Origin of the sequence: Cryptosporangium sp. NPDC051539 (assembly GCF_044454545.1) — a bacterium.
Classification (GTDB): domain Bacteria; phylum Actinomycetota; class Actinomycetes; order Mycobacteriales; family Cryptosporangiaceae; genus Cryptosporangium.
Map to the genome: position 1 here is coordinate 171428 of NZ_JBITDV010000013.1, position 13912 is coordinate 185339.

General features: G+C 67.8%; 12 protein-coding genes. 8 read left to right on the plus strand and 4 right to left on the minus strand.

The window, feature by feature from the left end; all coding sequences use genetic code 11:
• Window positions 1-9: 9 nt before the first annotated feature.
• Genes ACIBZJ_RS34585 through ACIBZJ_RS34595 form a run of 3 tightly spaced genes read right to left on the minus strand, consistent with a single transcriptional unit; the run spans window position 10 to window position 3313 of the window.
• Window positions 10-897: an enoyl-CoA hydratase-related protein gene (locus ACIBZJ_RS34585; RefSeq protein WP_395937277.1), complete on the minus strand. Its 888-nt coding sequence runs from the start codon at window positions 895-897 to the stop codon at window positions 10-12.
• The gene (locus ACIBZJ_RS34590) at window positions 894-2021 is read right to left on the minus strand and encodes an acyl-CoA dehydrogenase family protein (protein ID WP_395937279.1); all 1128 of its coding nucleotides are present in this window, start codon (window positions 2019-2021) and stop codon (window positions 894-896) included. The genes ACIBZJ_RS34585 and ACIBZJ_RS34590 overlap by 4 nt, the downstream gene beginning before the upstream one ends.
• Window positions 2018-3313: an acyl-CoA dehydrogenase family protein gene (locus ACIBZJ_RS34595; RefSeq protein ID WP_395937519.1), complete on the minus strand. Its 1296-nt coding sequence runs from the start codon at window positions 3311-3313 to the stop codon at window positions 2018-2020. Before ACIBZJ_RS34595 ends, ACIBZJ_RS34590 begins: the two co-directional genes overlap by 4 nt.
• A gap of 291 nt (window positions 3314-3604) precedes the next feature.
• Here ACIBZJ_RS34595 and ACIBZJ_RS34600 point away from each other — a divergent pair, with 291 nt between their 5' ends.
• The 8 genes from ACIBZJ_RS34600 (at window position 3605) to ACIBZJ_RS34635 (ending at window position 12893) form a co-directional block, all read left to right on the plus strand.
• Complete coding sequence (locus ACIBZJ_RS34600; RefSeq protein WP_395937281.1) at window positions 3605-4552, plus strand: hypothetical protein; 948 nt, start codon at window positions 3605-3607, stop codon at window positions 4550-4552.
• Between the two features lie 43 nt (window positions 4553-4595).
• Window positions 4596-5873 carry an amidohydrolase family protein gene (locus ACIBZJ_RS34605; RefSeq protein WP_395937283.1) on the plus strand — a complete coding sequence of 426 codons (1278 nt, stop codon included), beginning with the start codon at window positions 4596-4598 and terminating at the stop codon, window positions 5871-5873.
• Complete coding sequence (locus ACIBZJ_RS34610) at window positions 5870-7012, plus strand: mandelate racemase/muconate lactonizing enzyme family protein (RefSeq protein WP_395937285.1); 1143 nt, start codon at window positions 5870-5872, stop codon at window positions 7010-7012. Before ACIBZJ_RS34605 ends, ACIBZJ_RS34610 begins: the two co-directional genes overlap by 4 nt.
• Before the next feature lie 98 nt (window positions 7013-7110).
• Complete coding sequence (locus ACIBZJ_RS34615) at window positions 7111-7995, plus strand: TIGR03619 family F420-dependent LLM class oxidoreductase (RefSeq protein WP_395937287.1); 885 nt, start codon at window positions 7111-7113, stop codon at window positions 7993-7995.
• Window positions 7988-9139, plus strand: a complete 1152-nt coding sequence (locus ACIBZJ_RS34620; RefSeq protein ID WP_395937521.1) for an acyl-CoA dehydrogenase family protein — start codon at window positions 7988-7990, stop codon at window positions 9137-9139. Before ACIBZJ_RS34615 ends, ACIBZJ_RS34620 begins: the two co-directional genes overlap by 8 nt.
• Window positions 9140-9184: 45 nt before the next feature.
• Entirely contained in the window at window positions 9185-11419 is a 2235-nt protein-coding gene (locus tag ACIBZJ_RS34625; RefSeq protein ID WP_395937289.1) for an ABC transporter permease, read from the plus strand.
• Window positions 11416-12174 carry an ABC transporter ATP-binding protein gene (locus ACIBZJ_RS34630; protein WP_395937291.1) on the plus strand — a complete coding sequence of 253 codons (759 nt, stop codon included), beginning with the start codon at window positions 11416-11418 and terminating at the stop codon, window positions 12172-12174. Before ACIBZJ_RS34625 ends, ACIBZJ_RS34630 begins: the two co-directional genes overlap by 4 nt.
• 11 nt (window positions 12175-12185) lie before the next feature.
• Window positions 12186-12893 carry an ABC transporter ATP-binding protein gene (locus ACIBZJ_RS34635; protein ID WP_395937293.1) on the plus strand — a complete coding sequence of 236 codons (708 nt, stop codon included), beginning with the start codon at window positions 12186-12188 and terminating at the stop codon, window positions 12891-12893.
• On the opposite strand, the gene ACIBZJ_RS34640 is transcribed toward ACIBZJ_RS34635, so the two are convergent.
• A complete protein-coding gene (locus ACIBZJ_RS34640; RefSeq protein ID WP_395937295.1) occupies window positions 12867-13907 on the minus strand; it encodes a nuclear transport factor 2 family protein in 1041 nt (346 codons plus the stop codon). The genes ACIBZJ_RS34635 and ACIBZJ_RS34640 overlap by 27 nt on opposite strands.
• Between the last annotated feature and the right edge of the window lie 5 nt (window positions 13908-13912).

The window sequence follows — 13912 nt, forward strand, 5'->3', positions numbered from 1 at the left end:
GAACTCGGCTCACCGGAACGAGGGCGGGGAAAGCCTCATCCTCAGCAGGTCCGGTCCCGTGACCGGCACTCCGTCGAGAACCGAGTCGCTCAGGCGCATGGGGAACCGGGGAGCGCGCTTCTCGCGGGCAGCGTCGATTCCTTCGGCGGCGTCGGCCGACCGCCCTCGGGCGAAGATGAGGGCCGACTCCAGGCGGCTCGCCTGCGCCGGATGCGCGGCGCCCTGCATCTCCCACAGGAGGCGTCGGGTGAGTGCCACCGAGATCGGCGCCGCGTGGTCGGCGATCTCGCGTGCCAGCGCCTCCGCGCGGGCCAGCACGTCCCCGGCCGGGTGCAGGCTTTGGACGAGCCCACCTTCCCGGGCCTCCGCCGCCTCGACCGTGCGGCCCGAGCACATCCAATCCTGAGCGTGTCCCATGCCGACCAGGCGGGGGAGAAACCAGGACGAGGCTCCTTCGGGGGTGATCCCGCGCCGGGTGAACACGAAGGCGAACTGGGCGGTGTCGGCCGCGAGCCGCACATCCATGGCCAGCGTCACGGTGGCGCCGAAGCCGATCGCCGGCCCGTTGATCGCGCCGATGACCGGCTTGTTCATGTCGAAGATGCGTAGCGTGACCCGTCCGCCCAGTTCGCGGTAGCCGGCCAGCGTGGCCGGGTTCGGGCCCGCGGTCTTGTCGAACGTCGAACTGCCCCCCGAGATGTCCCTCCCGGCGCAGAACGCTCGCCCTCGCCCGGTGACGACCACCGCTCGCACGTCGTCGTCCGCGTCCAGCCGGCTGAGCAACTCCACCAGGTCGTCGAACATCGGCAAGGTGAAGGCGTTCAGTTTTTCCGGGCGGTCGAACGTGAGCGTGGCGACACCGTCAACGATCTGCACGTCGAAGTTCTCCGGCATCATTTCGCCCTCTCGCAGGTGTCGAACAAGTGTTGGGCGACCTGGTCGCGGTGCTCGTGCGGATCACCGAACAGGTGAGCACTCGATTTCGCGCGCCGGTAGTAGAGGTGGGCGTCGTGCTCCCAGGTGAAGCCGATCCCGCCGAGCACCTGAATGGTGTCGGCCGTCACCGACGTCAACGCGTCGGAGCAGAGCGCCTTCGCGATGCTTGCCGCCGGGCCCAGGGGGTCCTGGCGTTCGCCCAGGGCGACCAGGACGGCATGGCCGGCAGCGGATCGTGCGGACTCCACGGCGAGCAGCATTTCCGCGCACTTGTGCTTGACGGCCTGGAAGGACCCGATGGGCCGGCCGTACTGCACTCGGTTCTTGGCGTGCTCGACGCTGACCTCGAGGCACCGTTGAGCGGCTCCCACCTGCTCGGCGGCGAGGACGACCGCGCCGATCTGCAGCACGCGCGCGAGCACGGGACCGGCTTCGCCCGGCCGCCCCAGAAGCCGTGCGGGCGCGTCGAGGAAGTCGATCACGGCCAGTTTCCTGGTCGGGTCGACGGTCGTCAGCAGCCGTGGGCTGACGCCCGAGGCGAAGCCGTCGACCAGGAACAGGGACGGACCGGCGTCGCTGTCGGCGGCGACGACCAACAGGTCGGCGACGGCGCCGTCCGTCACGAAGGTCTTCCGTCCCCGCAGCGTGGGCGTGGACGCGCCGTCGCTGCGAGTTCGGAGCTGCTCGGTTGACCACCCGGTCTCGTCTTCGGCAACGGCCAGGGTCCCGATCGTCGTGCCGGCGGCGAGCCTCGGCAACCACTCGGCACGGGCACTCTCGTCGCCGGAGCCCAGCAGGGCCTCGATCGCGAGGGTCTGCGACAGGTAGGGGCCGCAGAAGAGGACGCGGCCCATCTCCTCCGCGACCATCGCGAGTTCGGCGATCGTCAAGCCGCTGCCGCCGTACTGCTCGGGGACGAGCAGACCCTGGAGTTCCAGTTGCCCGGCCATCTGCCCCCAGACCGCGCGGTCGAGGCCCTCGTCCGTCTCCATCAGCCGTCGGACGTCTGCCGAGCCGGACTTGGACTGCAGGAACTCGCGAACGACGGAGCGGAACTCCTCCTGCTCCGTCCGGAACCGACTCACCGGACCCGCCGCGGCGTCGCGTCGGTGCGCAGCTCACGGAACGGAACGGAGGAGTCGATCCCCGGGTCCCGGGGAAGACCGAGAACGCGCTCGCCGACGATGTTGCGCTGGATCTGGTCCGATCCCCCGTAGATGGCCGGACCGGGCGCGTTGAAGAACTGCTCCGCGACCAGGCCCTCCAGCGGTCCATCGACTCCGGACAGCACGGCGTCGGGTCCGCAGATCAGGTCGGCGGTGTCGCGCCAGAGTCGTGCGACGTTGGAGGCCATCATCTTCCCGAGTGATCCCTCCGGACCCGGCGGCCGGCCGGCCTCGAGGTGGGCGGAGACGCGGAACGCTGTCCACTCGCTGACCGCGATCGCCGTGTGCAGGGTCGCGAGCGCCTGCCGGACGAGGGGATCGTCGGCTCGGCGGCGGTCGATCGCCAGTCGCACGAGCATGTCCATGCCTTTACCGAGCATGGCACTGTCGCCGGTGGTCGGCGGCAGATAGCTCACGCCGGCGGCCGTGAACTCGCGGAGGGTCAGGGCCCGGATCTCTCGCCCGGACGCTCCGGCCGGCGCGGTCAGCGTGTACTCGAGCGGTACTCCGCCGCTGATGGCCACCCGTTCGTTCATCAGCGTGCCGAGCGCGGTACGCCATCCGTCGTTGAGGCCACCGACGACGTTCTCGACCGGCACCACGGCATCAGTGAGAAAGACTTCGCTGAACGTGGAGTCGCCGCTCATCTTCCGCAGCGGCCGGATCTCGATCCCGGGCTGTTTCATCTCGATCACGAAGTACGTGAGGCCCCGGTGCTTGGGCGCCTCGAAGTCGGTGCGTGCCAGCAGCATGCCGAGGTCGGCGGTCGTCGCGTTCGACGTCCACAGCTTCTGGCCGTTGAGAACGTAGTGGTCACCGCGGAGTTCCGCGCGCGTGCGCAGGCCGGCCAGGTCGGACCCGGCACCCGGTTCACTGAACAGCTGGCACCACGCCTCCTCGCCGGTCAAGATCGGCCGGAGGTAACGCGCCTTCTGTTCCTCGGTGCCGAAGGCGATGAGCGTCGGCCCGGCCAGCGCGCGGCCCATTCCGGCCGGCGGTCCGGGGACGCCGGCCGCCCTGAGCTCTTCGAACACGGCCACCGACTCGGCCGGCGTCAAGCCGCGACCACCCCACGGCGCGGGCCAGCCCGGCACGGCCCAGCAGCCCTCGAAGAGGAGCTCGAGCCAGGTGCTCACCGTGAGGTGGGGAGAGAAATTCTCCTCGAGCCACGACCGGATCTCGGCGCGAGAGGCATCAACGGACTGAGTCATCACGAGCCGTTCCACCATTCTGCGCGCGGATCCTGGTTGGGGAGTCTCACCGATCAGGTGGGCGTTCACAACGGTCGACGGTGGCAGAACTGCTACCACCGCAACGGCTGGTCCGAACCCCTGCGGCGGTGGTTGATTCAGTACTAGTAGGGGCGAGTGTCTGGTTTCACACTGTGGCGTCGCCAACACTGAGGGGACTATCGCAACCCCGTACAGGCCCGGTGAGTGCCTCAGCGGGTGTCCCAGCCGTGGAGGTGCGAGTTGTTCCGGACGTTCGTCGAGTCGCCCGGCGTGGATCGGGTGCATGTCAGTTTCCTCGAGCCGGAGCGATGGATCCCGCCCGGGGAGTTGAAGGCCGCTTCTCGGACCTCGGGGACGGCGTACGCAGCGACGGCGGTACTGCTCGGTGACAACGAGGTCGGACCGGCGGTGCTGCTGCTGTCGGTGCCGCCGGGAATCACGCCTCCGGATGCACCCGCGCACGGACACGCGAGCGACAACTTCCGCATCTCGCTCCGCGGTGCCTTACCGATGGGTTCCGAGGTCTACCGGCAGGGAGAGTTCCGGCTCCAGCGTGGCTGGAAGCCTTACCGCAGCGACAACTACGCGCACGGCCCGGACGGCGGATGGACATTTCTGCTGTTCGCGGACCGGCGTGGCATGAAGGTGCGGCACGTGAGCAAGGACAGCCCGTCGCACGAGGTCCAGGACCGCAAGCTGGCCGAGTGGCTCGGCATCAAGGGCGACCTCATCTCCGACGATCCGCAGGACACGAGCGGACCGAGCACGCTCGTGACTGATCTGGGACCGCTGAAGGCCAACCACTTCAACGGCAGCTTCGCCGAGAGTCACCGGTGGCCCCAGGCCGGACCGCAGACTCGGGCGGCCGGGGCGCTGATGGGCGACCCGGTGTGCGGCCCCGTTCTCGTCATGGCGACCACCACGGCCAACGGGCAGTCGGCACCGGAGCGCACGTTCGATACGGAAGTCCTCCATTTGATCGTCGGCGGCAGTTGCACCGTGGGGGATTACGTCTACGTCAGCGGCGACCTGATGGTCGTTCCGGCGGGTGTTCGATCCGCGCCGGTGATCGCCGGTCCGGACGGCGTACAAGAGCTCATCGTCCTCGGTGACCGCCGTGGTGTGGTCCCCGACGCCGGGGAGCACAGCTGGCTCGGCGAGGTGAATCGCCTCCTGACGGATCTCTTGGAGGAGAGCCGGCGGCTGGCGCAGGTCTGAGCCGTTACCGGCGAAGCAATACGAGCATCGGAGGAACGACCACATGATCGAACTCGACGACGTTGCCGAGTCACACGAGGGAATGGGTCTCGACTTGGGTGGGCCACTCCGGCTGTTACCCGACCCCGAGCCGCAGCAGACGTGGTGTCCGGTCATCTCCGTGGACGACCACGCGTTCGAGCCGGCGACGCTGTTCGATCGGGTGCCTGCTCGATACCGTGACGCCGCGCCCCGGATGATCGAGGTCGACGGCCTACCGATGTGGGAGATCGGGTCGCAGCGGTTCCCGCTGCTCGGACTCGACGGTGCAGCCGGGCGGCCCATCGAGCAGGTTTTCGCTTCCGGAATGCGCCTGGACCAATACCGGGCCGGCGTCTACGACGTCAACGCCCGGGTCCTCGACATGGATCTGAACGGAATCTGGGCCTCGCTGAACTTCCCGTCGGTGGTCTGGGGTTTCGCCGGGACGACGCTCAACAAGCTCCCCGATCCTGACGTCGCGCTGGCCTGCGTGCAGTCCTACAACGACTGGATGCTGGAGGACTGGTGCGGCCGGCACCGGGACCGCTTCGTCCCGTGCCAGCTCCCGTACCTGGGTGATCCCGAGCGAGCGGCCGCGGAGATCCGGCGGAACGCGGCCCGGGGCGTCCCGTCCGTGAGTTTCTCGGAGAACCCGTACGCGCTCGGGTACCCGAGCATCCACAGCGGCCACTGGGATCCGTTCTTCGCTGCCTGCGCCGAGACCGGCACGGTCATCAACCTGCACGTCGGCTCGTCGGGCAAGGTCGCCCAGCCGTCGCCGGACGCACCGACGGTGGTGAGCAGCGCGCTCTTTCCGATCAACGGGATCGAGGCACTCGTCGACTGGGTGTTCTCGAAGGTGACGATCCGGTTCCCGGACCTGAAGGTGGTGCTCTCCGAGGCCGGTATTTCGTGGATCCCGATGGCGATCGAGCGACTCACGGTCGCCTACCGGCGTCGCAAGGAGACCACCTACTGGAAGGACACCGACCCGGATCCGCTCGACTTGATGCGGCGGAACTTCTGGTTCACCTCGATCGAGGACCCGTCCGGATTCCGGGCCCTGGACCTCATCGGCGAAGACCGGGTCATGCTCGAGGCCGATTTCCCGCATCCGGACGGTTCCTGGCCGCACAGCCAGGACATCTTCCGCGCCCAACTCGAGCTTCTTCCGACGTCGACGATTCGCAAGCTGTGTTTCGAGAACGCAGCGGCGCTGTACCGGCACCCCGAACCGCCGGCGGAGCTGTTGCGGACGGCCTCGTTGTTCGAGAGCCGGCCCGGCGCCGCGGTGCGATGAGCGCCTTCGAACCGGGTACGGCGTCGGCGGTCGTCACGGCCGTCGACGTCCGGCACGTCGCACTTCCGACCGGGATGAAGGCTGTCCTGTTGCCGAACGGTCATCGGATACCGACGGACCTCAGCGTCCTCGTCGTCCGGCTGACCGACGGCGACCAGCAGGTCGGTTACTCGTTGCTGTGGGGACAGCGCGAGCCTCAGCTCACGCTGTTCGAGGCCGCGATCCGCTATCTCTCACCGCAGCTGAACGGCGCACACCCGGACGGGTTACCGCACGCGCTCGCGCGGCTCGACCAAGCGGCCGCCTTCGTCGGTCGGGCGGGTGTGGCGGCATTCGCGGCGTCCGGACTCGAGATGGCACTGCAAGACCTGGCCTGCCGTCGAGCAGGTGTGAGTTTGGGTCGTCACCTCGGGCAGCGGGCCGACCACCTGCGGGCCTACCAAACCGGGCTCATGCTGCCGACCGGGGGCGACGAACTCGTCGCCGAGGCCCGGGCGATCTATGCGCGCGGCATCAAGGCCATCAAGATGATCGTGGGCAAGCCGTCCGTCGAGGAGGACGTCGCGCGCATCACGCAGGTCCGGGACGCGCTTCCCGCTGACGCCCGCTTGATGGTCGACGCCCTGCAGAGATGGGACGTCCCGGAAGCGCTGCGTGCCGCCGAGGCGTTCGCGGATCTCGACCTGGTCTGGCTCGAGGATCCCATCGACCATCTGGACCTGGCCGGCTACGAGCAGTTGGCGCGGGAATCGGCGGTCCCGATCGCTACCGGGGAAGCGCTGTTCAGTGTTGATCAGTTCGCCCACCTGTTGGACGTCGGAGTGCCGTTCGTGATCGCCGAACTGGAGCGCGTCGGTGGGATCGGCCCGTGGTGCCGTATCGCGGACATGGCGGCGAATAGTTCGTCACAGATGCTGTCGCACATCTATCCGCACGTGTCGGCGCAACTACTCTCGGCGGGATCGCGGCACCCGGTGTGGTGGGAGTACGTGCCGTGGTTCGACGCCCTGATCGACTACGGCTTCGACATCGCGGACGGACACGTGAAAGTGCCCGATGTCGTCGGAAGCGGCTTCGAGCCGTCGATCGCGGCCATGGACCGTTACGCGCGTACGCCCTGGCTGAGCGTCGACCTGTAGGCGTCGGCGTCACTGATTGCCGCGGACCGCGGACCGCGGACCGCGGACCGCGGTACGTGCAGCTCCGCGCCGCTACTCGCCGCGAAAGGAGTTTTCCCGTGAAGGTTTGGCTCTCTCTTCCCGCGCTGCGGCCCGGACCCGAACTCGTCGCCTACGCGCGTGTGGCTCAGGAAACGGGCCTCGAGGGCGTGGCGATAGGCGAGCACGTGGTGGTTCCGGAGCAGATTTCCACCAGTTATCCGTACTCCGGTAAACCCGCGCTGATTCCTCTCGGCTCCCAGTTCCCCGATCCCTTGATTCTGCTGGCGAGTCTGGGCGCGACCTTCGCCGACCTCAAGCTGATGACCAACGTCCTCATCGCGCCGCTGCGGCACCCGATCGACCTCGCGAGGCAAACAGCGACCGTCGCGGCTCTGACCGGCGGCCGGCTGGAACTGGGCGTCGGCGCCGGCTGGATGCGGGAAGAATTCGACGCGCTGGCGATTCCGTTCGAACGCAGAGGTGAGCGGCTCGACGAGATCCTCGAGTTGCTGTCGGAGCTGTGGGCCGGCGAGTTCGTCCACCATGCCGGCGACTTCTACGACTTCCCGTCGGTGGGCCTGCCCACGCCGCCGTGTCGGATCCCGCTCTACGTCGGAGGCACGACCGAAGTGGCGCTGCGACGTGCTGCCCGCAGCGCTGATGGATGGGTGGGACTCGGGTTACGAGGAGACGACCTCGCCGCGGTCGTCGACCGGCTGGCCGGCCTGGTCGTCGCCGAGGAGCGGAGCCGCCCGCCGCTCCGGATCCGCACGGTCCTGAAGGGACGTGCCGGCCCGGAGCAGATCGACGAGCTGGCCCGCATCGGAGTCGAGTCCGTCGTCGTGCAGGGCTGGCAGGTCACCTCCCGGGGCCCGTTCGACGAGTTGGACATCGCCGAGGTAGCCGACGGCCTTGCGGGCCTGGCGCGTCTGGCCGAACGCCGCGGAGCCGGAGTTGCGTAGAAAAGGGTTCACGGCGGAGCACATCCAGTTCCGCGACTCGGTGCGCGACTTCATCAGTCACGAGATCGCGCCCCACTTCGCCGACTGGGAGCGGGCCGGGCAGGTGAGCTGGGACCTGTACGCCAAGGCCGGAGACATGGGCCTGATGGGCATGAAGGTGCCCGGAGAGTACGGCGGGGGCGGCATCACCGACATCCGGTTCGAAACGATCCTGCAGGAGGAACTGGCTGGATCGGGCATGCTCGGCGCGGGTCAGGGCCTGGTGACGCACCAGCTCGTGGTCGACTACCTGCTGCGGCTCGCCGATGACGAGCAGAAGAAGCGATGGCTCGGGAGTATCGCGGCCGGCGAAATTCTCTGCGGAATCGCCATGACCGAGCCGGGTACCGGTTCGGATCTCAGTGCGATCTCGACTCGAGCTGTTCGCCGCGGTGACACGTACGTGATCAACGGCGCGAAGACTTTCATTTCCAGTGGTGTTCTGGGGCGGCTCTACGTTCTCGTGACGAGGACCGGTGACCAGAACAATGCGCACGAGCGGCTGAGCCTGATCGTCGTGGAGGACGGTACTCCAGGTTTCAGTCGTGGCCGGAACCTGGACAAGATCGGGCAGCATTCCGCCGACACCGCGGAGCTGAGTTTCGTCGACGCGCACGTTCCGGCGTCGAACCTGCTCGGTGAGGAAGGCTGCGGATTCCACTATCTGGTCCAGAACCTTCCGGCCGAACGGCTCATGATTGCCGCCGCCGCGACCGCACACGCACGGATCGCCTTCGACGAGACGCTGAACTACGTCAAATCGCGGGTGGCTTTCGGCCGGGCCGTAGGCACGTTTCAGCACAATCGCTTCACGCTGGCGACCATGAAAACCGAGCTCGACCTGGCGCAGGCCTTCGTCGACCGGCAGATCGAGGCGTACGAGGACGGCGAGCTGACCGCCGAGGACGCCGCGGAAGCCAAGTGGTGGTGCACGGACCTGAACCGCCGGGTCCTCGATGGCTGCCTGCAACTTCACGGCGGCTACGGATACATGGAGGAGTACCCGATCGCGCGGCTGTGGCGAGACGGACGCGCGATGAGCATTTACGGCGGGACGAACGAAATCATGAAGGACCTGATCGGCCGGCGAATGCTGGGCCTGTGAGTCCTCAGGCCTGAGAAGCCATTCGACTAGCGGAGGCATAGCCCGATGAGCGTTCTGACGATTCTGACGTTCCTCCTGTTGGGGCTGGGCAACGGCGCTGTCTTCTCCGCGCTCGGGGTCAGCCTGGCGATTTCGTACCGCTCCTCCAACGTCGTGAACTTCGGCGCCGGCTCGATGGCGCTGTTGGGGGGCGTGACGTACCAGGGTTTACGCACTCAACAAGCGATCTTCAATCCCCTTGCGGCCTCGGTGCCGATCACGGCCGCGGTCCTGGTGATCGTGGGGGCGTCGGTGCTCATCCGCTGGCTCAGGCACGGAAAACCGTCGATCACCACGATTCTCACGACCGTTGTCGCGATGGCCGCTTTCGGGGTGCTCGCCCGGCAGCCCACCTTGATCGATATCGGCGGCGACCTCGGCACCGCTGTCGCGCTCGCCGTCACGTTCGCCCTCTGCAGCGTCAGCGGGTTGCTGCTCTACTGGCTCGTCTTCCGGCACTTGCGCACGGCCCTACCGCTGACGCAAGCGGTTGCCTCCATCGGATTGCTGGTACTCGTGCCCTCGCTGGTCACGATTAGGCTGGGCGATGCCGCCAACACGATCTCCGCGCCGTCGTTCCTGCCCGACCACGCGTGGCGCAGCGGGGACCTGATCATCCAGAGCAGACAGGTCTGGATCGCCGGCATCGTGATGGCGGTCGCGGTCGCGCTGACCGTGCTCTACAAATTCACCCGGTTCGGATTGCAGACCACCGCGGTTGCCGAGACCGAGGTCGGCGCGGTCGTCCTCGGCATCTCGCCCAATCGGGTCGCCGGCATCAACTGGGCCATCTGCGGAGCCGTGGCCGGCATGTTCGGGGCCCTGATCGTGTCGTTTGCGCCGGTGGCTCCCTACGACTTCGCGCTCTTCGTGGTCGCGGGCCTGGGCGCCGCGATGCTCGGGCGCATGACGTCCCTGGGCTGGGCGACGGCGGGCGGCCTCGTCATCGGCATGCTCGAGTCGCTGGCGCAGTACCTGGCGAGCCGGTACTCGTTCCTGCCGCAGCAAGGCCTGGCAACGTTCGTCCCGCTGGTGCTGCTGATCGGCGTCATGTACCTGCGAAACGGCGAGACGCCCACCCGCGGCACCCTCCTGCGTCCATCGATGCCCACGGCACATCCGCCCCGCAACGTCCTGTTCTGGACGGCGGGGCTCACCGCCGCGACTGTCGTGCTGGCACTGACGCTGCGCGGCAACTACCAGGTGGCGCTAGCCACGACGCTCGTCAGCCTGCTGCTGACGCTGTCGGTCGTCGTGCTCACCGGCTTCGCCGGGCAGATTTCGCTGGCTCAGTACATGTTCGCTGGCGTGGGCGCGTTTCTTCTCAGCAAGCTCACCGTCGGGTGGGGGATTCCTTTCCCCCTGGCCCCGTTGATCGCGGTGGTCGCGGTGACGCTCTTCGGCGCGTTGGTGTCGCTTCCCGCAGTGCGTCTGCGCGGCGTGAACCTGGCGATCCTCACTCTGGCCGCCGGAGTGACCGTCCAGAACTTCTACTTCGCGAACGCGAAGTACGTGGGCAACGGTGGCTCGCCCACGGTGGAGCGCCCCACGTTGTTCGGGCTGGAGCTGGGCATCGGAACCGAGAACAGCTACCCGCGCTCAGCATTCGCTCTGATGATGATCGTGGTCGTGGTACCGGTCTGCATCGGCGTGGTCGGCTTGCGTCGCAGCTCGCTCGGCTTGCAGATGCTGGCGGTGCGGACCAACGAACGGGCCGCTGCCGCGAACGGGATGAACGTCGCCCGGATCAAGCTCTTGGCGTTTTCCGTCTCGGCGTTCATCGCGGGCCTGGCCGGTGCGTTCACCGGCTATCTGAACTTCGGCGGTCTGTCGCAGGCATCTTTCGACTCGTTCCTGTCCATCAGCCTCATTGCTTCGGTGTTCATCGCCGGCATCTCCCTGGTCGCCGGCGCGGTGACCGCAGCGGTGCTGACGGCGGGAGGCATGGTCACGATCCTGTTCGAACAAGCGGTGCCGTCCTTGTCGACCTGGTACCCGGTGGTCGCTGGGCTGGCGCTGATCGTCAACGCGATCACCATGCCGAACGGCATCGCCGGTTCGCTCCGTCAGGACCTACCCCTCGTCGTGCAGCGGCTGCGCCGGATCCGCGCCGGTGACCGTGCGGCCGCGGGGGAGATCGGACCGGATCCCGCACCAGCGTTCCGGGGCTCACGAGGAGCCGTGCAGCGCGGCGGCGAGGCGGACGGCGTGCCGTCGTCCTCGTCGGGGGCACGGTCATGAGCAGCCTGCTCGAGATCCAAGACCTCACCGTGCGTTATGGGGCCGTCGTCGCGGTGGACGACGTGTCCCTGGACATCACCGCCGGGACGCTCGTCGGCTTGATCGGGCCGAACGGAGCCGGGAAGACCACGCTGATCGACGCGGTGTGTGGGTTCTGCCCCAGCCGCGGCCGGGTGACATTGGGCGGCCGCCGGATCGACGTCGAGCCGGCGTTCAGGCGGGTCCGCCTCGGGCTCGCCCGAACCTTTCAGGCCGGCGAATTGTTCGACGACCTCTCCGTCGCCGACAACATCCTGCTGGGCTCCTTCCGCGGACGTATCGTCGGCGCGTTCCGCGAAGTGCTGCGCTGTCGCCCGCTCCGCCCCGGCCCCGATGTGCTCCGTATCGCCGAACTGTTCGGGCTGTCCGACGTCATGGACAGCGTCGTCGGTGAAGTATCGGTCGGCACCCGCAAGCTGGTGGCCGTCGCGCGGGCTCTGGCGGGCTCGCCGCGGATCTTGATGCTCGACGAACCGGCGGCGGGCCTGGACTCGACGGAGAGCAAGGCCCTCGGCTCGGTCCTGCGGCGGCTGACCGAAACCGGGCTCACGCTGCTGCTCGTCGACCACGACATGGATCTGGTTCTCGACAGCTGCGACGCGGTCCACGTCCTGGACTCCGGCCGGCTCATCGCTTCCGGAGCCGGGCCGGACATCCGGCGCAACCAACGTGTCGTCGAGGCCTACCTCGGCGCTCCGACGATCGGGGACGCATGATGGATTCGTCGTTGATCTCGTGCCGAGGCGTGCACGCCGGATACGGCGCCCTCACCGTGGTGCGGAACCTGTCTCTGGAAGTGAACGAAGGCGAGATCGTCCTGTTGCTAGGCCCGAACGGGGCGGGCAAAACGACGACGCTGCTGAGCATCGCCGGCTTGCTGCCGACGCAGCGAGGCGAGATCACGGTCTGCGGCTATCCCGTGAGCGCGGAGCGTCCGCACCTGATGCCGCGCCGCGGGCTCTCCTTCGTCCCGGACGACCGCGCACTCGTCACCGGACTGACGGTTCGCGACAACCTGCGGCTCGCGGTCCGCCGAGGCGGACGATCGATCGACGACATCCTCGATCTGCTGCCCACCCTGCGGCGACGCCTGCGCGTCCGCGCCGGGTCGCTCTCCGGTGGAGAACAACAGATGCTCGCCGTCGGCCGAGCCTTGTTGCCGGCCCCCCGTGTGCTGGCGATCGACGAGATGAGCATGGGCCTCGCGCCGATCATCGTGCAGCAATTGCTCGAGGCCATCCGCACGATCGTGGCGCAGGCCGCGGTGGGTGTGCTCCTCGTCGAACAGCACGTGGCGCTGGCCTTGCAGGCGGCCGACCGGGCCTACGCCCTGGTTCACGGCGAAGTGGTCCTGCACGCGTCCACCGAGGAACTGCGGCTGGACGTCGACCGGCTCACCGAGGCGTACCTAGGGCGGGCCTTGACCGTCTCGTGAGGCGGACGGCGCCGGTTCCGCCGGCTCGAATACGCGGTGGACCAGGTCGGGCACGTGGGCTTGGACGTAGGCGCTGTCCAGGTGCTGGCGGATCCGGAACACTTTGCCGTCCCTGAGCAGGCAGATCTTTGCCGTGCGGGTGCGGAACGGCGTGCCGGTGCCCGGCGTGGCGGTCGCGCTGAGCTCTTCCTCCAGTACGACCCGGTTGCTCTCCGCCGTCAGGGCGGTGATCGTGCGGGTGAGCGTCCCGTCGAAGGGCGCCACGGCCCGACCGGCGGCCGCCACCAGTTGCTCGCGTCCCGTGATGCCTCTGCCGAGCACGGGCGAGACGGCGAGGTCGATCTCGTTGTTGAAAAACACGTCGTCGTGCAGTGAGTCGGCCATCTCGCCGGTGCCCCAGTTCCTGCTCAACGCGAGCACCGTTTCCTTGTTCGACGTCAGCTGATCGACGTGCGGCGTCGTGTCGTCGGATTCGATGCGTATCTCCGGTCCGGCCAGGCACCAGTCGCTGTTCCAGCCGGAATGCGCGGGAGCCGGCTCGGTGGCGGTGCCCAGCCGGGTGTGATGCATGAACTCGGCGATCGGGCCCGCATGGGCCTGCAGATAGGCGGAGTCGCAGTATTCCCGCATGCGGACGATCTTCCCGCGGTCGAACTCGAAGACTTTGACCACGTGGAAGTTGTGTTCCACGTCGGCGTCGAAAATCGTCCGGCCGGCGTGCACGAGGTACTCGGCGACGACACGGTCGCCCTCCGCCGTGATGCTCTTGATCGCCCGGGTGTTGCCGTCCGGGTAGATCTGGAGAAGAGCCTTGCCGGCCCGTCGCATCTCGGACCGCAAGTCGTTCTGCCGGGCCTCACGCTGCTCGTCGTTCTCCACGCGGATGGGTGACGTCTCGTAGTCGACCATGTGGCCCTCGAACGATGACCGCTCGGCGAAGCATTCGTACGTGGTCTCCCGGGTGAGGTCGTCGAGAACCACACGAGCGATCTTCTTGTTGTGGCCGAGATCCATGAACG